At 40.1% G+C, this 21,160-nt stretch carries 17 protein-coding genes; 11 read left to right on the top strand and 6 right to left on the bottom strand.

Annotated elements, in window-relative coordinates; genetic code table 11:
- The first annotated feature begins 53 nt into the window (after positions 1–53).
- From surA to CWB77_RS13350, 6 genes are all read left to right on the top strand, one after another.
- Positions 54–1,349, top strand: a complete 1,296-nt coding sequence (gene surA / locus CWB77_RS13375) for a peptidylprolyl isomerase SurA (protein ID WP_138623119.1) — start codon at positions 54–56, stop codon at positions 1,347–1,349.
- A gap of 2 nt (positions 1,350–1,351) precedes the next feature.
- The gene (gene pdxA, locus CWB77_RS13370) at positions 1,352–2,344 is read left to right on the top strand and encodes a 4-hydroxythreonine-4-phosphate dehydrogenase PdxA (protein WP_033103982.1); all 993 of its coding nucleotides are present in this window, start codon (positions 1,352–1,354) and stop codon (positions 2,342–2,344) included.
- Positions 2,341–3,147, top strand: coding sequence for a 16S rRNA (adenine(1518)-N(6)/adenine(1519)-N(6))-dimethyltransferase RsmA (gene rsmA / locus CWB77_RS13365; protein WP_010391631.1), 807 nt, complete (start codon positions 2,341–2,343; stop codon positions 3,145–3,147). Before pdxA ends, rsmA begins: the two co-directional genes overlap by 4 nt.
- On the top strand, positions 3,131–3,520 hold the full coding sequence (apaG, locus tag CWB77_RS13360) for a Co2+/Mg2+ efflux facilitator ApaG/CorD (RefSeq protein WP_041709470.1): 390 nt from the start codon (positions 3,131–3,133) through the stop codon (positions 3,518–3,520). The genes rsmA and apaG overlap by 17 nt, the downstream gene beginning before the upstream one ends.
- A 15-nt stretch (positions 3,521–3,535) precedes the next feature.
- Positions 3,536–4,354 carry a symmetrical bis(5'-nucleosyl)-tetraphosphatase gene (locus CWB77_RS13355; protein ID WP_138623117.1) on the top strand — a complete coding sequence of 273 codons (819 nt, stop codon included), beginning with the start codon at positions 3,536–3,538 and terminating at the stop codon, positions 4,352–4,354.
- 309 nt (positions 4,355–4,663) lie between these two features.
- Complete coding sequence (locus CWB77_RS13350) at positions 4,664–6,679, top strand: methyl-accepting chemotaxis protein (RefSeq protein WP_138623115.1); 2,016 nt, start codon at positions 4,664–4,666, stop codon at positions 6,677–6,679.
- A 516-nt stretch (positions 6,680–7,195) separates the two neighbouring features.
- Here the strand turns inward: CWB77_RS13350 and rpmG are convergent.
- The 3 genes from rpmG to radC form a co-directional block, all read right to left on the bottom strand.
- Positions 7,196–7,351 carry a 50S ribosomal protein L33 gene (rpmG, locus tag CWB77_RS13345; protein ID WP_004587947.1) on the bottom strand — a complete coding sequence of 52 codons (156 nt, stop codon included), beginning with the start codon at positions 7,349–7,351 and terminating at the stop codon, positions 7,196–7,198.
- A gap of 11 nt (positions 7,352–7,362) precedes the next feature.
- Entirely contained in the window at positions 7,363–7,599 is a 237-nt protein-coding gene (gene rpmB, locus CWB77_RS13340) for a 50S ribosomal protein L28 (RefSeq protein ID WP_008464111.1), read from the bottom strand.
- Between the two features lie 273 nt (positions 7,600–7,872).
- Positions 7,873–8,547 carry a RadC family protein gene (gene radC / locus CWB77_RS13335; protein WP_138623112.1) on the bottom strand — a complete coding sequence of 225 codons (675 nt, stop codon included), beginning with the start codon at positions 8,545–8,547 and terminating at the stop codon, positions 7,873–7,875.
- 141 nt (positions 8,548–8,688) lie between these two features.
- Between radC and coaBC the strand changes: the two genes are divergently transcribed.
- The 4 genes from coaBC (at position 8,689) to CWB77_RS13315 (ending at position 14,764) form a co-directional block, all read left to right on the top strand.
- Positions 8,689–9,882, top strand: a complete 1,194-nt coding sequence (coaBC, locus tag CWB77_RS13330; protein WP_138623110.1) for a bifunctional phosphopantothenoylcysteine decarboxylase/phosphopantothenate--cysteine ligase CoaBC — start codon at positions 8,689–8,691, stop codon at positions 9,880–9,882.
- A gap of 223 nt (positions 9,883–10,105) precedes the next feature.
- Positions 10,106–10,693 carry a nucleoid occlusion factor SlmA gene (slmA, locus tag CWB77_RS13325; RefSeq protein WP_008113236.1) on the top strand — a complete coding sequence of 196 codons (588 nt, stop codon included), beginning with the start codon at positions 10,106–10,108 and terminating at the stop codon, positions 10,691–10,693.
- Between the two features lie 242 nt (positions 10,694–10,935).
- Positions 10,936–13,683, top strand: a complete 2,748-nt coding sequence (locus CWB77_RS13320; protein ID WP_138623108.1) for a S9 family peptidase — start codon at positions 10,936–10,938, stop codon at positions 13,681–13,683.
- A 157-nt stretch (positions 13,684–13,840) separates the two neighbouring features.
- Positions 13,841–14,764, top strand: coding sequence for a Fic family protein (locus tag CWB77_RS13315; protein WP_138623106.1), 924 nt, complete (start codon positions 13,841–13,843; stop codon positions 14,762–14,764).
- A 61-nt stretch (positions 14,765–14,825) separates the two neighbouring features.
- Here CWB77_RS13315 and CWB77_RS13310 read toward each other — a convergent pair whose 3' ends face one another.
- Entirely contained in the window at positions 14,826–16,010 is a 1,185-nt protein-coding gene (locus CWB77_RS13310; RefSeq protein ID WP_138623104.1) for a BaiN/RdsA family NAD(P)/FAD-dependent oxidoreductase, read from the bottom strand.
- 307 nt (positions 16,011–16,317) lie between these two features.
- On the opposite strand from CWB77_RS13310, the gene CWB77_RS13305 reads away from it, so the two are divergent.
- Positions 16,318–18,450: a S8 family peptidase gene (locus tag CWB77_RS13305; protein WP_055012498.1), complete on the top strand. Its 2,133-nt coding sequence runs from the start codon at positions 16,318–16,320 to the stop codon at positions 18,448–18,450.
- A 72-nt stretch (positions 18,451–18,522) separates the two neighbouring features.
- On the opposite strand, the gene CWB77_RS13300 is transcribed toward CWB77_RS13305, so the two are convergent.
- Positions 18,523–18,996, bottom strand: coding sequence for a peroxiredoxin (locus CWB77_RS13300; RefSeq protein ID WP_054201940.1), 474 nt, complete (start codon positions 18,994–18,996; stop codon positions 18,523–18,525).
- A 64-nt stretch (positions 18,997–19,060) separates the two neighbouring features.
- On the bottom strand, positions 19,061–21,001 hold the full coding sequence (locus tag CWB77_RS13295) for a methyl-accepting chemotaxis protein (RefSeq protein ID WP_138623102.1): 1,941 nt from the start codon (positions 20,999–21,001) through the stop codon (positions 19,061–19,063).
- Between the last annotated feature and the right edge of the window lie 159 nt (positions 21,002–21,160).

Below are 21,160 nucleotides of genomic sequence, written 5' to 3'. Positions count from 1 at the left end.
CTAGTCGCCTTTAGCATTACAACAGTACTATTAGTAAGAGTAGTAAAAAGAATATGAATTTAAAAAAATTATTAACATCAGCAGTTTTAACGTTTAGCTTATGCCAAAGTGTATTCGCCGCACCAGTCGAAATAGATAAAGTGATTGGTATTGTAAACCAAGGCGTTATTTTAAAAAGTGAAGTAGATACCATTGTTGATCGTGTTAAAAAACAAGCAGAAGAACAAAATCAACAGCTGCCAAAAGACGAAACACTGCGCGTACAAGCAATTGAGCGCTTAGTTAATCAAACGCTAATGATGCAAATGGCTGAGCGCATGGGCTTAGAGATTTCAGATAGCCAGCTTGACCAAACACTCGCCAACATGGCCAAAGAGCAAGGCGGTACAATTGCTGATTTACGTCGAACTATTGAAGCGTCGGGTGAGAGCTTTCAAGCTTACCGTGAAGAAATTCGTAAAGAGATAACCACGCAACAAGTAACGCGTGCAAACGTAGACCGCCGTATATATGTAAGCGACCAAGAAATTGATAACTTACTAAAAATTATGGATAGCCAAGGCCAAAATGCCGAAGAATACGATATTGGTCATATTCTTATCGATATTCCAAGCGGGGCAAGTGCAGACGACGTAAGCTCTGCAAAAACACGCGCAGACAAAGTAATTGAACTGCTGCAAGACGGCCAAGAATTTAAGCGTATTGCTATTTCTTCATCTAGTGGCTCAAAAGCGCTTGAGGGAGGTCAATTAGGCTGGATGGGCATTAACGAAATGCCATCTTTATTTGCAGAAGCTGTAAAAGGTCAAAAGAAAGATGCGATTATTGGCCCGCTTCGCTCTGGCGCAGGTTTTCACATTATTAAGGTGCAAGACGTACGTGGTCGCCAAGTAGTAGAAACCACAGAAGTTAAATCTCGTCATATTCTTATCAAGCCTTCAATTATTTTAAGCGAAGAAAAAGCCCGCACTATGCTAACTGGATTTGTTAAGGATTTACGTGCTGGAAATGCTGACTTTGCAGAACTAGCTAAAGAGCACTCGCAAGATCCAGGCTCAGCACTTAAAGGCGGACAATACGACTGGACTGATCCAACTACCTACGTACCTGCGTTTAGAGATACATTACTATCTCTTGATCAAAACGAAATCAGCGAACCATTTAGAACCCAGTATGGTTGGCACATTGTACAGTTATTAGATACACGCGTTGCTGATAAAACCGAGCAAGCTAAACGTAATCGTGCACATGGCATGTTGTTTAATCGTAAATTTAAAGAAGAAAGCTTTAACTGGCAGCAAGAAATGCGCGAACAAGCCCATGTTGAAATTTTCCCAACAGACGAATAATTATGACCTTAAGAATTGCGGTAACCCCTGGTGAGCCTGCTGGCATTGGCCCTGACTTGCTATTAAAACTGGCACAGCACAGCTGGGATGCACAGCTAGTAGCGATTGCAGATGCATCGCTACTAAAGCAGCGCGCTAAACATTTAGGTTTAAACATTAAGTTAATTGAATTTGATGAAAGCGCCGAAGCTATGCCTACAGCTGCTGGCAGCTTATATATAAAACAGATTGATTTAGCCGAGTCAGTTGAACTGGGTGTGCTAAATGACGCAAACGGTCAATACGTATTAGACACACTGCGTATCGCCAGTGAGAAGAATATGGACGGCACTTTTGATGCCGTTGTTACTGGCCCTGTTCATAAAGGTATTATTAACCAAGCCGGTATTTCTTTTAGTGGCCACACTGAGTACTTTGCTCAACAGTCGGGCACCGCTGATGTTGTTATGTTATTGGCTACCGAAGGGCTGCGAGTTGCATTAGTAACAACGCATATCCCGCTTGCTTATGTTGCTCGTGCTATTACCCAAGAGCGACTGGTTAAAGTGGCTAATATTCTTAATCATGACTTAAAAACCAAGTTTGGTATTGAGCAACCGCGTATTTTAGTCTGTGGCTTAAACCCGCACGCTGGTGAAGATGGCCATTTAGGCCGCGAAGAAATCGACACGATAACGCCTACACTTGACATACTAAGAGCTGAAGGGATGAACTTAATCGGTCCTTTACCAGCAGATACATTATTTCAAGATAAATACCTAAATGAAGCCGATGCAGTACTGGCTATGTATCACGATCAGGGATTACCTGTGCTAAAATACAAAGGATTTGGTAAGTCAGTGAATATAACTCTTGGCCTTCCATTTATCCGCACTTCAGTCGACCACGGTACTGCGCTTGATTTAGCCGGTACAGGCGATGCTGATGTTGGCAGTTTTGAATTAGCGATCCGCGAAGCAATTAAGCTCGCCCATGAAAAAGCACAGAATCAATGACCGATAAAGTACATTTAGGACACCGCGCCCGTAAACGTTTTGGCCAAAACTTTTTATTCGATGAATCAATCATCGATAAAATCGTCACCGCTATTGATCCCAAGCCGCAAGATAATTTAGTCGAAATTGGCCCAGGCCTTGGCGCTATTACTGAGCCTGTAGCCGATTTAAGTGGCCATTTAACGGTTGTTGAGCTAGATAAAGATTTAGCCCAACGTTTAATTGAGCACCCTTTTTTAGGGCCTAAATTAACCGTAAACCAAGGCGATGCAATGAAGTTTGATTTTGCAAGCCTAGTTAAAGACGACAAAAAGCTAAAAGTATTTGGTAACCTACCGTACAACATTTCTACTCCTTTGTTGTTTCACCTTTTTGAATTTGCCGATCATATTGAGCACATGCACTTTATGCTGCAAAAAGAAGTGGTAAAACGCATGGTTGCAGGCCCAGGCAGCAAAACCTTTGGCCGCTTGAGTGTAATGACTCAATACTACTGTAATGCGATGCCTGTAGTAGAAGTACCACCAGAGTGCTTTAAACCTGCACCTAAAGTAGATTCTGCGGTTATTCGCTTAATCCCCAAAAAGGCAGAGCAGCGCACAGCTAAGAGCGTTAAAATATTAAATACAGTCTGTTTAGAAGCGTTTAATCAACGTCGTAAAACACTTCGCAACAGCCTAGGCAACCTTTTAACCGCTGAAGAGTTAACCAGCATTGGCATTGATATTACCTTGCGTGCTGAGAGCCTGTCGTTACAACAATTTATTGATATAGCTAACTGGATTTATGACAACAAGCAGTAATATGGGATCACCTGTAAAGGTATCTGTAGAAACATTTTATGTAGAAGAGCAATCGCAACCTGAACTTGATAAATTTGTATTTGCTTACTCCGTTACTATAAAAAACCACAGTTTATGTAGTGCAAAACTACTTAGCCGCTATTGGTTAATTACCGATGCCAACGGTAAAGAAGTAGAAGTGCAAGGCGAAGGTGTGGTGGGTGAAACCCCAGATATAGCCCCTGGTGAAAGTTACAAATACACCAGTGGTGCAATATTAGATACTCCCGTAGGCACCATGCAAGGGCATTACACTTTACGAAACGAGTTTGGTGCTGAGTTTGAAGCACCCATAAATGTGTTCCGTTTAGCTTGCCCTAATATCTTACATTGATTAAAACAGCGACTAATGGCTGACTACGCAATAGGTGATTTACAAGGCTGCTTTAACGAATTTAGTTTATTGTTAAAGCAAGTCGACTTTAACCCTAGCAAGGACCACCTCTACCTAGTAGGTGATATTGTTGCTCGCGGCCCAGACTCCAAAGCGTGCCTTGATTATATTTATCAACATCAAGACAGCGTTAGCGTCACATTAGGCAATCATGACTTACACATGATTGCCTGTTATTTAAACAATGTTGCACCCAACCCTAAAGACAAACTAACGACACTGCTCAACAGCAGTAAACTCCCCGACTACATCGCGTTTTTACAAACTCAGCCTTTAGCTCTTTATTTAGAGCAGTATGATTGTTTTATCTCTCACGCAGGACTTAATCCTGATTGGTCATGCGAGCAAGCCATTCAGCATGCCCAATTTGCGCAGCAATGCTATGGTGCTGACAACGCTCAATACTTCTTAAAAAACATGTATCAGCCTCACCCACTTTCATGGAGTGAGCAACTCGATGACGCTGCAAAGTTTCGCTATATCGTTAATTATTTCACCCGTATGCGCTTTATTACGCCTGATAATTTGCTTGATTTTAATGCAAAAGAAGCAACAGCCAATAGCCACACATTAGTTCCTTGGTTTTCTCACCCTAAAATCGTTAACGCTCAACATGACCTTATTTTTGGTCATTGGGCTGCCCTTGAAGGTCAAACTCCCTACAAACACCTGTACGCTCTAGACACAGGTTGCGTCTGGGGCGGCTCAATGACCTTAATAGATTTACAAAGCAAACAAAAATTTTCAGAAAAATCACAACTTTTGTCTAAATAAACTGAAAAAAGTTAATACATCTGTTAAGTTTAAGAGTGCATGTTAAATTGCATAATTACAAACCATTCACAACTAAGTGTAAAAAATAGCAACACTCCCTTAATCTAATTAAGGACGAGGAGAATTGCCTTGTATTATTTTATATCCATAGTCGAATAGTTGAATTATGTATGCTTAGTGTGTGATGAAGTTTCACGGTAAATTTAGCAACTAACTATTAACAGTAAAAATTAATTATTTTTAATTACTTAACTTATTGTTGAAAGCGCCGATAAGTTTTAATAGACGTATTTTTGAATGGAAAACCATATGAATCTAACAGTGAGTCAACGTATTTGGGGTGGTTTTATATTTATCACTTTATTACTTTTAATTATTGGCGGTAACTCTTTAATAAAAATAGCAAATATAGATCGTTCAACTCAAAAAGTTAATCAGCTATCGCTTCCGGCATTAAACAAGAGCGCTCAATTACAAGCTGAATTTATTTTGATGAGTAAAGCTGCTCAAGCCAGTTTTCACACTTCATCTGCTCAAGAGCTAGCGCCAATAAAAGCACAAATAGAAGAACAAAAACAATTATTTGATAAGTTACATCGCGAACTACAACAGGTAGTAAAAGATGACCCACAATTAAATAAGAGCAGCCTTGACGTTGAAAAAACCTACTTAAGTTTTTTAAACATTATAGAGAGTCTGCTGAAAGACAAAAACACTCAGTTAGTGCTTAATAAAAAGCTCAAAGCTCAATTAGAAACTGTTGAACTCGCGGCTGAAGACGCTAACTCTATGGTACTTGATATTATTGATATTGATGGCTTAGAAGATAACCACCCGCGTGCTTACCAAGCAGCTAATAATCTTGAAAATAACTTTATGTCTGTGGTTACCAGCAGCACCGATATGTTAACTGTTAAAACGCTTAACACGCTCGATATTATTAAAAATGAACAAGTGTATTATTTTGAAGAAGTCGTTCGTACTGTTGCATTAATACAACCCGCGATAGAGCAAAGCCATAGCGGCTTGTTTAACGACCTAAAAGGCTACGTAGATACGCTTGAAAGCAATATCTTAGGTAACGATAGCCTTTCAGCGAATAAAAAACGCCTTATTGATGCAATCAGCACAACTGAACGTGAATTAGAAGAATCGGAAAAAGCCACTAAAACAGCACTTAGCCAAATTGACGACTTAGTATTACAAGCAAGCGGCGTTGCATTTACTTTGCAAGAAGGCGTTCGCAGCGATGTAAACTCAGCTAATTTATGGACTTGGATAGGTATGATCATTGCGACTATCATCGCTGTGCTTGTAGCCATTATTACGGTTAACCGTATTACTAAGCCATTAGCTGAAGTTAACCGCATTCTAGATATTGTTGCCAGTGGTGATATGACTCAACGCTTAGATGACAGCGCAAAAGATGAATTTGGTGAATTATCGAAAAGCTGTAATACCTTAATTGATAGCTTACGCAGCTTAATTACCGGTATTATTTCGCGTTCAACACAACTTGCTGCCGCTTCTGAGCAAACCTCAACAATTACCGGTGAATCAAGCAAAGCGATTAGTAATCAACAAGCGCAAGTAGAGCAAGCGGCAACCGCAACCACTGAAATGAGCAGTACTTCTCAAACAGTGAGCAACAGTGCTCAACAAGCACTAGGCGAAATCAAAAATGCCGATAAAGAAGCTGAACGCGTTAAAGGTATTTCAAATCAAAATAAAGCAACCATTGAACAACTCGCTTACGAAGTTGATGAAGCATCAAGTGTTATTAATAAACTACACAAAGACAGCGCCTCAATTGGTAGTATTTTAGACGTTATTCGTGGTATCGCTGAGCAAACTAACTTACTTGCACTTAATGCGGCTATTGAGGCAGCGCGTGCCGGCGAGTACGGTCGAGGGTTTGCTGTGGTAGCTGATGAAGTAAGATCGCTTGCAAGTAAAACTCAAGAGTCGACACAAGAAATTCAATCTATGATTGAATCACTACAGTCGGGCGCTGAAGAAGCAGTTAAGGCAATGGAAAAAGGTAAAGAACGCGCGGTTTCGTGTGTTGAGCAAAGTGATTTAGCTAATAGTGCACTGGATTCAATTACTCTTGCGGTATCGCAAGCGCACAATGTCAGTGAAGAGATATCAACAGCAGCACAAGAACAACAACAAGTATCACAAGAGATCAGTGAACGCTTAGAGTCTATTGTTGCTATTGCCGAGCAAACAGCAGAAGGTGCTGTACAAACGAATATTTCAAGTTCAGAAGTGGCTAAGTTAGCCGAAGAACTAAGAATATCAGTAGAGAACTTCAAAGTATAAGAATCACACTGTAAGTAGCCTAAGGGCTACTTACAGTTTATACCCTAGCGAGCCATAGTAAACACCCGTTCCCTCTCCAGACATGCTTATACACCGCACAATCTCACTCTAAATACACAACACCCAACAGCTTAGCCCGTAAAGTCATTTAATACTCTTTATGTTTTCTTTGGTTATACCAATTCGCTTAATTAAGTGGTCTATTTTGAGGCTGGAAAAACGTGTTGATAGCTAGGCAAAAAATTTGCTATTTAGTTGTTCTAAACGAGAATTTTTTAACGCAGGTTGCGACACGTTTAGCCCCGTAAAATGATTAAGTATTATTGCGGATTGGTATTACAAACAACTGATACCGTTATTAAAGAAATAAGCTATGGTGCTTAACAAAAGCCAGTTAGCGGTTTAATTAAATGGACACAATTACGGTGAGTATATGGTCGGTGGATAATAGAGTGGATTTTAAAAACAAAAAACCCAGCATAAGCTGGGTTTTTACATTTCTGAAAGAAAACTAAATTACTTGATTTTAGCTTCTTTGAAAATCACATGTTTACGAGCCTTAGGATCGAACTTTTTGATTTCCATTTTTTCAGGCATGTTACGCTTGTTCTTGTCGGTAGTGTAGAAAAAACCAGTACCAGCAGTTGAAACTAAACGGATCTTATCGCGCATAATTCAGTTCCTTAAACTTTTTCGCCACGAGCACGGATTTCTGTAAGAACCGTGTCAATGCCTTTTTTATCGATAATACGCATACCTTTAGTAGTAGTGCGTAATGTTACAAAACGTTTTTCACTTTCAACCCAAAAACGGTGTGTTTGTAGGTTAGGTAGGAAACGACGTTTAGTCGCGTTTCTCGCGTGTGAACGGTGGTTACCAACCGCTGGACGCTTACCTGTAACTTGACATACTTTAGACATGTCTATATATCTCCAATAACTTCGCTCGAGCTTAATTTTCCCTAAGGCCATGTATTTGTGCCCTAGAGATAAATCGAAGGGCGCTCTTTATACAGCTTTTACAGGCAAAGATCAAATACTGATCTTATCCAACCAGCTCATGTGTAAATTTGATAGCGGCTAATTATAAAGATCGAATGCCCTTAGGGAAAGTAAAAACTGCATTTAAATTAAACTAATTTGCCAAAACACAGTAAACCGCTCATTTTTAGCACATATCTGCGAGCGATAAACTTAAATAAGTCCCCGTTCGGCAAACGAAACACAATTTTCACCGCCAATAATAATATGATCCAATACATTTATGTCGACTAATTGCAGCGCTTGGCACAATTTATTGGTAATTAGCTTATCGGCCTGACTTGGCTCTGCAATACCGCTGGGATGATTATGTGAAAAAATAACCGTCGCTGCATTATTTTTTAAAGCCGCTTTAACAACTTCACGTGGATACACACTGGCGGCGTTAATCGTACCATAAAATAAAATTTCATCTTTTAATAAACGATTTTGACTATCAAGATACAACACCATAAACACCTCCTGCTGCAGGCCTCGCATTTTCAGGGTTAAATAGTCGTAAACAGCTTGAGGGGAGTTAAAAACGGCATCGCGAACAAAGCCTTCTTGCATATAACGCTGACTCAGCTCAAGTACCGCTTGTAACTGTACGTATTTAGCTGTACCCAGCCCTTTTTGCGCACAAAACTCATCTATGCTGGCATTAAACAAATTATGCAGGGTTTTATTTTCATTGATCAGATGTTGTGCCAGCTCTATCGCATTCATACCGGGTAAACCCGTACGTAAAAATATAGCCAGTAGCTCAGCATCAGAGAGTGCCATAGCGCCTTTTGCTAGCAGCTTTTCTCGCGGTCTGAGTGAATTAGGGAGTGAGGTTAATTGCATCGTTCATCCTTGAAAACGGTCAGTACCATATAACTGTAATGCAAAATCAAAAATTAGCGCAATAAAACGCATTTTATCTTAGCTGTCAGGCCTAAGATTTGTTATTTTAGCCAGCATATCTTATAAAATTGATAAACAACCATGATTAATTTAACAAATAAAAAAATAGTGCTGGGTATTAGCGGCGGAATTGCAGCCTACAAATGTGCTGAACTCGTAAGACGTTTGAAAGACCATGGTTGTGACGTTAAAGTTGTAATGACTGAATCAGCAAAGCATTTTATTACCCCGTTAACGATGCAAGCTGTCAGTGGTGAAATGGTGTCTGACTCATTACTAGACCCATCAGCAGAAGCTGCAATGGGACATATTGAATTTGCCAAATGGGCTGATCTAATTTTAGTTGCTCCTGCCACCAGCAATATTATTGCAAAAATGGCGGTAGGCATTGCTGATGATCTACTTACTACGTTATTACTCGCATCTCCTGCAAAAGTGGCTGTGGCACCAGCTATGAATCAGCAAATGTACGCGCACCCTGCAACGCAAGCTAATATAGCCACTTTAAAGGCTCGTGGCGTTGCTGTTTGGGGGCCTGGCAAAGGTGAGCAAGCCTGTGGCGATGTAGGTGCAGGACGAATGCTTGAACCGCATGAGTTAGTGAGTTTATGCATTGAACCTGCGCAACCACAAATCTTAGCGGGTAAAACCATTACTATTACCGCAGGCCCAACCCGAGAGCCTCTCGATCCGGTGCGTTTTATATCAAACCACAGCTCAGGAAAAATGGGCTATGCACTAGCACAAGCTGCTTTATCATTTGGCGCGCAAGTTAACTTAATTTCAGGCCCGGTAACCATTACCGCGCCGCAAGGGGTTAATTTAATTAATATAGAAAGTGCCGAGCAGCTATTGCAAGAGTCTCTCAATTACGCACCTCAATCAGACGCCTTTATTGGTTGCGCTGCTGTAGCCGATTACCGTGCAGCAAATATCGCCACACAAAAGATGAAAAAGCAAGGCGATGAACTCACTCTTAGCTTAGTTAAGAACCCTGACGTTATAGCAGCGGTGGCAAACCTTACACAGAGCCGCCCTTACACTGTCGGCTTTGCAGCAGAAACGCAAAATGTTGCTAACTACGCTAAAGGGAAATTGACTAATAAAAACCTCGATATGATTTGCGCAAACGACGTATCGCAAAGTGATTTAGGCTTTAATTCAGAACGTAACGCACTTACTCTTTTTTGGCAAAATGAACAACTCGATTTACCTGTGACTAGTAAAACAGAAATAGCAATCAAAGTGATCGAGCAGCTTGCCAAACGATTATAAAAAGGCTGGAAACAAACTGAATAAAACATTAACATGATGACGCCTTGTGACCTTTTAGTGTAATTTTACTTCGCTAATATAGTTTAATGCTTGCGCAGTACCAGAGCTTCACGTAATACGTGCAAATATCGCTTCACTGGTTATTGCCCACACAAACACTAGGCCGGTAGCTGTGTTATCGCACGTTGATGTAGAAAAAATAACTATTAAAAAAGGAATGTTCATGCCTGCGACAAAAAAAAGTAATCGCAAAGAGCAAATACTGCAAGCACTCGCACAAATGTTAGAAACCAGCCCTGGCCAGCGTATTACAACTGCCAAACTTGCCGCAGAAGTTGGCGTATCTGAAGCCGCTCTTTATCGCCACTTTCCGAGCAAAGCGCGGATGTTTGAAGGATTAATTGAGTTTATTGAAGATACCCTGTTATCACGTATTAATCTTATTTTAGATAACGAAAAAGAAAGCAAAGCACGCGTATACAATACCTTATTACTGTTGCTAACGTTTGCTGAGAAAAACCCTGGCATTACTCGTATATTAACAGGCGACGCTCTACAAGGAGAACAAGAGCGACTTCGTGAGCGTGTACAGGGCTTATTTGAAAAACTAGAAACCCAATTTAAACAAATTCTTAGAGAGCGTAAGCTACGTGAAGGTAAAAACTTCCAAAGCGATGAGTTAACCCTAGCTAACTTTTTGCTTGCCTACGTTGAAGGTAAAATGAATCAGTTTGTGCGCAGTAATTTTAGTGCTCGCCCAAGTGAGCAATTTGAAAAACAATGGCCAGAATTACAAAAGATTTGGTTATAAGATTCGAAGTAATACCTTGTTAGTGATGCTAACAAGGTATTAAATAAACCACTTCCACTCCTATTTTTTCACAAATGCCAAACACCTCGCATCCCGTGGCCCGAAAATTTTACCTTTTACCTTTTACCTTTTACCATTCATTTTTAGTCTCTCATCTCTGCCCTGCTACCACTTATCGTATCTACTCGAATTGTTATTAAAACTCGTTACAATAAAATAATGTTAAAAAACGAGAATCTATAATGAAAACACAACTTACTCTTATAGGCTGTGCACTTATTACCAGCTTAACGAGCGCCAGTGCCTTAGCAAATAAGCCATTAGAATTTAAAGATGTATTTGATTTTAAATCTGCAAAAGGCACACAGCTTTCTGAAAATGGTCAAATCCTCTCTTTAAGTGCAACCCCTTATCGCGGCAATGCCACTGGGCAAGTCTACTCGCTAAATAACAACAAGCTTATTGCTGAGGTAGAGCGAGGCACTCGCCCTACAATTAACAAAATGGCGAACTGGGTTGCATTCACTCAAGTGCCTACCCTACTTGAAAAAGAGACCACTAAGAAAAAAAGTGATTTAAAAAACAATCTAGTATTAGTGAATACCCAAACCGGTGAGCAACAACGCTTTAATGACGTAAAAGACTACGTACTCGCTAATAACGGCCAATGGCTTGCCTATCGTAAAAATGAGAGCACAGACGCGGATGATAAAAACTCCGATAACGATAGCGCTATCACAGCTGATAAAAAAGATAAAAGCTACCCGCTAGTTGTCGTCAACTTAAGCGATAAACGCACCCACACTCTTGAAAGTGCTTTCACCTATGATATTAGCGCCACCAGCGATCAATTATTAGTGAGCCAAAGCTATGTGGATGGTAATAATAATCAAATTACTTTATTTTCACTCAATGATTTTACCAGCACAGCATTAATTGACGAGCCTGGTGTGGTTGCCAACAAAATAGCTTGGCATCCAATCAATAAGAGTGTTGCATTTACTTTAGGTAACTATGTAAACGATGATAAGCGTCGTCGCCAATACGAATTAACGCTTTGGCAGAACGAAACGCTTACCACTGTGCAGTCACCTAACCCAGAATGGTTAATGGGTAAAACTGCGACATTAACGTGGGCAGAAGATGGTACACGCCTATACTTTGAAAACCGCCCAAAACTTACTGCAAAAGTTAAACAAAAGGAATATACCGATGAGTCGTCATTGTATGACTTTGAGGTTATTCGCGACCAAAAAGGGTTAAATGTATGGCACAACAACGATGCGCAAATTAAACCTCGCGAAGAGCAGCAGTGGCATAAAAACAATAAAAACAGACATTACACGGCGGTATACCATGTAAACTCGCAACAAGTTGTACAGTTAAGCACACCAAATATGCCAGAGCTGGCACTTAATACTGAACGCGCGGATTCATTATTAGGCTACTCAAATCTAGCCCATCTTGAAAAAATAATGTATGGCGGCTTTTTTGCTGACTACTTTGCGGTTGATATAAAAACGGGTAAACAAACACCTATTATTAACGACTATCCATTTAGACCTAGCCTTGCGCCTAATGGTCAGTTTGCTGCTTACTTTGATAACAACCAAGTACAGCTTAAAAACTTAGGCAATAACAAAGTGAGTGTACTCAGCAAAGCAATTAACGCTACCTTTGCCGATGACAAACACGATTACCCATCTAAGCAGCCTGGCTATGGCTTTGCTGGCTGGCTTAACGATAGCAGCGAAATACTGGTTTATAGCAAATACGATATTTGGTCGTTTAATGTAAATACCAAGCAAGTCAAACGCTTAACTAATGGTAAACAAAGTAATACTCAGTACAGAGTAATCAAGCTTGATAAAAACCAAGTGGGCTTTAACAGCAATGATACTCTTTTGCTCTCTGCAATTAACTTACAAAGTAAGCAAAGTGAGGTGGCTAAACTTAATTTAACAACGCTTAACGTTACTAAAGTACTCACAGGTAATAAGCGTTTTGATGTAATTAAAAAAGCCAAAAATGCCGATAAATACTTATTTACTGAGCAAACCTATCAGCAATTTCCTGATATTTATCAAACAGACTTTAGCTTCAAACAAGCACAACAAGTCACTAACCTTAATCCTCAGGTAACTAATTTTGCTTGGGGAGAAAAGCCTGAACTTATTAGCTATAAAGGCTTTGATGGAGAAGATTTACAAGGGGTATTAATCAAACCTGCCGGCTATAAAAAAGGCGATAAAGTACCGGTTGTGGTGTACTTTTACCGCTATATGAGCCAGCGTATGTACGATTTCCCTAAAATGGAATTAAATCATCGCCCTAACTTTCCGATGTTTACATCAAATGGCTACGCCATCTTTTTACCTGATATTCGTTTTGAAATAGGTCATCCAGGTAAGTCTTCAACGCAAACCATGATCAACGCCACTCAAAAGCTGATTGATTTAGGCATTGCCGATGCTAATAAAATAGGGTTACAAGGCCATTCATGGGCGGGTTATCAAAGCGCGTTTATGATCACTGAAACTGATATGTTTAAAGCTGTAGTTTCGGGTGCGCCAGTGTCTAACATGACCAGCGCCTACAGTGGCATTCGCTTAAAGTCAGGGCTTGCTCGCCAATTTCAATATGAAACAGGGCAAAGTCGTATTGGTAAAAACTTATTTGAAGCCCCTGAGCTTTATATTGAGAACTCGCCAGTCTTTTTTGCGGATAAAGTAAATACCCCGATTCTGATTATGTTTGGTGATAAAGATGATGCTGTGCCATGGCATGAAGGCGTGCAATATTACTTAGCACTGCGCCGTGCGGGTAAAGATGCTACATTTTTACAATATGAAGGTGAACCGCATCACTTAAAGCAATTCCCTAATCAGGTAGATTTCTCAGTACGTATGATGCAGTACTTTGATCATTACTTAAAAGGCAAGCCAGCCGCTAAGTGGATGAACGAAGGTGAAGCGTTTATCGAAGAGTAACTAATAAACCGGCGCTATTTGGCGTCGGTTTAACATTTAAAACCAGTAATTAAAGACTATGTAAAGTTTTAAATAAATACTAAATCACTATTAAAACTGACTTTTATATTCAGTTCGCGTATTCTAATCTCCTGATTTAAATAACCTCTATAACGAAATGAGCAACGCCACTCCCCCATTTTCAATCTCAGCCAGCATGACTCACAGCATTGCAAATATTAGTGAAGCTTTAGGTAAAATCAGTGCCTTATATTCGCCAGCAAATATTGAGCATTATAAGCAACAAAAACTCACCTCTATACAAATGAAAAACTCTGAATTTCAATTTACAGTATCTGACCTATCAAGCCCAGATAGCTTATTAGCTCTGCATCGCAGCTTAATGAAAGATCAAGGTGAAAAGTCAGGCTGTTATAGAGAGCAAGGTCTAGCGTTAAAAAATGGCTTACAAATGGCACCACAGGCAATGCGAGTGCCACAAATGGTAGAAGAATTATTTGCGTGGTTTAATACAACTAACCACCACCCTCTAATCAGTAGTGCAGTATGCCATTATGAATTACAGTTTATTCAACCGGTTGCACAGGGTAATACTGAGTTAGCGTGTGTGTGGCAAACCCAACAATTATCACAATGGCATACGCTGTTTTCATTGCTAAACATTCATAACTTAATAGCGGCAACACGCCAACGATACTTTGAAAGCATTAACCTAAGTACCAAAACCGGTGACTCATCCGTGTTTATTGAGTACATGTTAGAGACATTACTTTCAGCATTAGATATTTTAGAAAGTGATTTAAAATCAATAACAAAAATCCAAACCCCACAACAACCCCCTCAAGTTAAAAACACTATACACTTAGACATACAAGCCCCCCAAGTCATCGCTTTAATAAATGTATTTAACCAAAGCGAAAAACCATTAAACCGACAAGAGCTACAAAACCAGCTAGGGTTAAAAGATCGAAAACATTTTAGAGAGCGCTATTTAAAACCTGCAATTGATGCAGGCATAATCGAAATGACTATTCCCGAAAAACCGAATAGTAAAATGCAGCAATATAGAATTAAAAGTTAGAAATAAAAATGCCACTTAAGAGCTTAAGTGGCAGGTTTAATAAGCCGCGCTGAACGACTTTTTATGCGTATTGCCCAGCGGCAAATCCACAGCTCCACGCGTATTGGAAATTATAGCCTCCTAGCCAACCCGTTACATCGGTCACTTCACCAATAAAGTATAAACCTTTGGCTTTTTTAGCCTCAAATGTTTTTGAGCTTAGCTCGTCGGTATCTACACCACCTAAAGTCACTTCTGCGGTTCTGTAACCTTCGGTACCATTTGGCTTAATTTGCCACGCATGAATATAGTCAGCGAGTGCATCTATTTGGCCATGCGTTAGCTGGTTAATATTGCAATCAGGAATAGCTTTACTGTCATGGAGTATTTCAACAAAACGCTTAGGTAGGATAGTGGCAAGGCTATTTTTTAACGATTTTTGCGCTTGCGTTTCTCGCCAATCAGCTAGCTGTTGCTTTAAATCGAGTTCAGGTAATAAATTGATCGTCACCGCCTGACCTGCTCGCCAAAATGAGCTTATTTGTAATATGGCAGGCCCGGATAAGCCGCGGTGAGTAAATAAAATATTCTCTTTAAATACAGTGCCATCTTCGCTTGCAACTTCACAAGGAATACTAATACCCGAAAGCCCTTCAAAACGCTCTTTATCGTGCTGATGTAAGGTAAAGGGAACTAAAGCAGCCATCGTCGGCAATACCTTTAAACCAAATTGATCTGCAATTTTATAACCTATTGGCGTCGCGCCAAGTTTAGGCATAGTTAAACCGCCAGATGCGACAACTAACGACTCACAGGTCAGTGTTTCTTGCTCAGTTGTGACACTGTAGCCTGTTGCTGTTTTAGCTACATTTAACACTTCGCTGCGCAGTTTAATTGTAACACCCGCCCACTCACACTCTGTTAGTAAAATATCAACAATGTCTTGTGCGCTATTGTCACAAAATAATTGTCCCAATGTTTTATGGTGATACGCCAAACCATGTCGGTCTACAAGCTCTACAAAGTCATGCTGGGTATAACGACTTAAGCACGACTTTACAAAATGGGGATTAGTGCATAAATAGTTATTAGGGCTCGCATTTTCGTTAGTAAAGTTACAACGCCCGCCGCCACTAATTAAAATTTTACGTCCTGGCTTTTTACCCATATCAAGCACTGTAACACTTCGGCCGCGATATCCTGCTTGTGCTGCACACATTAAACCTGCAGCTCCGGCACCGATCACTATCACATCAAGGTGAGTCATTTGGTCATCTCTTAAAAACTTTGGTGAATTATAACAAAGTTTCGGTAACAACAAGATAGCTGTTATATTGTTTTTAATTTATCAATAAAGATTAAATAATGATAAAAAGCATCAAATAAACCTAATACATTAGGATCATCAACATAATAAAAACAAATACAAAACGACTGAAAGCTTACTGAATTCACGGTTATAACTAAATGAAATAGGTACATACGTATTTAATATTTCAAAATAGTTAACAGATCATTTACCTTTGTACCCGCTTTGTGGCTTTCCACAAATAATAATAAAACTAAGGGTAATTATGACTTCTAATGATTCATTTAAAAAATGCGCTGTTGCGCTAACAATAAGTACACTATTTGCAGCCAGCTCAAGCATGGCAAATCCAGCACAAGCAATCTCACCTTCTATGGCTGAAACCTCAGCTAAAATGCAAAATCAAGGTGGGTTTGAAACTCAGTTCATTATCAAATATAAAAATAATAGCGATATGATGAACGTATCAACAACTGAAGCATCGCCTGCAATGATGAATAAAAAAGCGCAAAGCTTTGTAAAAAACTTCACCTCAAAAAAAGGTAAAGTTAAAGCTAAATATATCCGCGCAATGGCATTGAATGATCATCACGTAATGCGTGCCGACAAAAAGCTCAATGCTGAAGAAGCACAACAGTTTATGCAAGAAATGGTCAATTCAGGCAATGTTGAATACATTGAAGTCGATCAAATGTTAAAGCCATTTGCAACACCAAATGACCCTCGTTATGGCGACCAATGGCATTACTATGAGCAAGCCGGTGGCCTAAATCTACCAACAGCCTGGGATACTGCTACAGGTAGCGGCGTGGTTGTAGCTGTTCTTGATACTGGTTACCGTCCGCACGCTGATTTAAACGCCAATATTTTACCTGGCTACGATATGATCTCTAATCTATCAGTCGCTAATGATGGCAATGGCCGTGATAACGATGCTCGCGATCCAGGGGATGCTGTTGCAGCCGGAGAATGTGGTAACAACGGTGCACAAGGTTCTAGCTGGCACGGTACTCACGTAGCAGGAACTGTTGCTGCGGTAACTAATAACGGTGAAGGTGTTGCTGGTGTTGCTTACGACGCGAAAGTAGTGCCTGTACGTGTGTTAGGTAAATGTGGAGGTTTAACCTCTGACATTGCTGATGGTATTATTTGGGCTTCAGGTGGAAATGTGTCGGGTACATCGGCAAATGCTAACCCTGCTGATGTTATAAACATGAGCTTAGGTGGTGCAGGTGCATGTAGCTCAACGACTCAAAATGCTATTAATACAGCACGCAATAACGGTACTGTTGTTGTTATTGCCGCAGGTAACGATAACGATAATTCTGCAAACTACAACCCAGGTAACTGTAGTGGTGTTGTTAACGTTGCATCAGTTGGCCGTAACGGTGGCCGCGCATATTACTCAAATTATGGTAGTAATATTGATGTAGCAGCCCCAGGTGGCGCGCAAAGCTTTGCAAATGATTCTGAGGGTGTTTTATCTACTTACAACTCAGGTTCAACAACACCATCAAGCGACAGCTATGGTTTTTCGCAAGGTACATCAATGGCTGCACCTCATGTTGCGGGTGTTGCTGCATTGATCAAACAAGCTAAACCAAATGCGACTCCTGATGAAATTGAAAACATCTTAAAAACAACCACTCGCTCATTCTCTGCAACATGTACTAGCTGTGGCACAGGTATTGTGGATGCTGCAGCCGCTGTTGCCGCAGCATCAGGTGGCACACCACCGCCAACATCAGGTGATAATGAGCTTGTTGATGGACAAGTGAAAACGGGATTAAGTGGTGCAGCAAGTGCACAAGACTTTTACACTATGACAGTCCCAAGCGGTGCCACTAATGTTACTTTCACTATGAGCGGTGGTACAGGTGATGCTGACTTGTATGTACGTGCTGGTAGCAAACCAACTACCTCTACATACGACTGTCGCCCTTATAAAGGCGGTAACAGTGAAGAGTGCTCTATTGATAACCCAACCCCAGGTACTTATCATATAATGTTAAATGGTTATTCTGCCTACACTGGTGTTAGCTTAGTCGGTAACATTACAGGTGGTTCAACCGGTGGTGGTTCAGGTACACCTCAAGCAGGTGGTGGCACAGTGTCTGATGTTACTGCAAATGCAGGTCAGTGGAAACATTACACGCTAGATGTGCCAGCTGGCATGGCTAGCTTTACAGTAACAACGTCTGGCGGCACCGGTGATGCAGATTTATTTGTAAAATTTGGTAGTCAACCAACTAGCTCAAGCTATGATTGTCGTCCTTATAAAAATGGTAACGCTGAAACATGTACATTTAGTAACCCTCAAGCGGGAACATGGCATCTAAGCGTAAATGCGTATCAAACCTTTTCTGGTTTAACGCTAAGCGGTCAATACCAGCCGTAAACTACTTTCTCCTTAGATAAAAAAAGCCGATACATATGTATCGGCTTTTATTCAATACTTAAAACAGCTTAGTTATAGCTTGGCTAAAACGGCTTCAGCACTACTTATTACAAATTCTTTTTCTTGTTCTACAAGTAATTCGCTAACAACACCATTATCTACAACCATAGCGTAGCGCTTAGAACGCAAACCACCAAAGCCAGCGGTATCTTTTTCAAGCCCTAAGGCACGAGTAAAACTGGCATCGCCGTCTGCAAGCATATCTATATGTTCTGCATTTTGTGACTCGCCCCATGCTTTCATAACAAATGCATCATTTACCGATACACAATAAATAGCGTTAATACCCTTAGCCTTAAATTTATCAGCTAGCGCGATATAACCAGGCAAATGAGCATTGGAACAAGTAGGCGTAAAAGCACCAGGCACCGCAAATAGCACAACTTTTTTATCTGCGAATAATTCATTATTTGTGAGCGTTTGCATACCTTCATCACTAAGCTGAGATAAGCTTACTGCAGGTATTGTCTGACCTTGCTCTATCATATTAACTCCTTAGGGTAATTACATAGTCTTTTAGCATACAGATTAATATTTAATTCGTCTTCGATTAATCGCTGTTGTTATCTAAGCCTAGACCTTCTTTAATAGATGTCATTTGCAACTCTAACTGCGAGCCTATATCAGCAACTAATTCACTCGACTCACTTACTTGGCTTTTCATATCATGCATCGATAGAGTAAAGCCTTGGAGCAACTCATTTTGTTGTTTAGCCAGCTCCATTGCATCAATCGCAACTTTATTAGCCTGCTGCGCATTACCTGCAACTCCTTCAGAGTTTGCTTTAAGCTCTTGAGCATTTGCGGTTTGTAATTGTGCATCCTCAGTTAGTGCATTGATTTGTTTATAAACCACTTGAGAGTTTTCACTTAGTAGCGCCAATTGATCATTAATTTCTTTTAAAGAACCTTGGGTTTGCATTGCTAATTGCCTTACCTCATCGGCAACTACGGCAAAACCTCGACCTTGCTCACCGGCTCTTGCTGATTCTATCGCAGCATTGAGCGCGAGTAAGTTTGTTTGCTCAGCGATGGTGCGTATAACCGTAATAATATTACTCACTCCTTGCACCCCACTCAGTAATTCCTGAACACTATGCATCCCCTGCTCAATACGTTGCTGTGTATCAGAACTGGCATTAAGCATACTTTTAGCAAAACCAACACTTTGCTGCATTGCCTCATAAGTACTTTGGGCATTTTCAGCAGCCTGAGCGTTAATATGATTAACCTGCTCACCCAGTTGCTGAATATTAAGAAGCAGTTCTTCATTGTGATTTACCTGCTGATAACTCGCATTACTTTTTTGCCCAATAGTATGTAAATGCTCACTCATTTGCTGCATAAACTGGCTGACTACATTGAGCATATTCGCTCTTTCTTGCGCTTCTAAACGCTGGCGCTCAATTAACTGATTAAAATACTGCGCTATTTCTCCTACCTCTGTTTTAGGATTATTCACTGTAATATTTTTTAACTCATTACTTTCTATTAAAAATGCAAACCCATCTCGCAGTTGTCGTAAAGGCTGTAAAACCTGTCCGCGCTGTACCCAATAGACACTAAAAGCTAATATTACTAATCCGCCTATTGCTATTCCAAACACCCAAAGCACTTGTCGTTTCACGTTATCTTGCTGTGCTTTTAATGTTAGCTCTGCCTCAATCACTGTTTTTGATACTAAACTAATTTGTTCACGTAACTCATTCGTTCCAGAATCACGTTGCTTTGATTGCGATAAAGTACTGCTTAAATCGCGCAAATAACGTTTAGGCCAACTCACCAACTCCGCTTTTATTTCAGATGCCAAATCTTCCGGTTCCTCATCTACAAATAAAGCAAACTCATCAACCTCAGTCATTACCCCTAAGTTCGGTAATTGCTCAATATTTATAGCTAGTAAATTTAGGGTTTTTATACTTTGTTGCAGGTTTTTCTCTACCTCAGGTTGGTAATCATTGATCAGCTGGTAAGTCGATAAAGATAAATTAACCACTTCACTGTAATAATCACTCGCTAATTTATAATAATTAAGAGCGTTACTGGTTTGCATTGGTGCTTTTTGCGCATAATTAATGAGTGAAGAGGCTGAGCCGGCCATTTGTCTAAGCGCGTTATCTAACAGCGCAGTTTCATTGCCAGATAGTTTTCCAAGCGCTCTGTATTTACCATTAATATCTGTATTTAATGAAGTTAATTGTGCAGCTAAACGAATTTCTAATTCAGGAGGCAGCACTGTTAACTGTTGCGCTTTAAGCTGCTCAATCAAGGTCGATGATTGTTTTAGGTATTGGCTATTACCTTGTACTAAATAACTTTCCAAATGATCGGCAAGCTCGACCATTATGCTATTTTTTAATTGGCTATATGCGCTATCTTGTTGCTGAAGTTTAAGTAATGTATGGCTTGCCCATAACAAGGTAGCGGCTAAAAGGATACTTGCTAACGTTAATAAAATGGCTAGTAAACGGGTAAAAAATGATACACGCATAAATATATCTCAAAACTGACATACACATAGAGTATTGAGTTTTTATGACATTTTTATGTAATAAGAGTAATAAGGATAAATACTCAGGGGGAACTAGACTTAAAGGTAGTTAAACAGGGTGTAAAATGACAATTTATCTAAGTAAAAAAACCGCGTTTA

The organism is Pseudoalteromonas sp. S1610 (assembly GCF_005887465.1).
GTDB lineage: Bacteria > Pseudomonadota > Gammaproteobacteria > Enterobacterales > Alteromonadaceae > Pseudoalteromonas > Pseudoalteromonas undina.
Note: the sequence above shows the minus strand (reverse complement) of the source record. Positions and strands in the feature narration are given on the sequence as shown.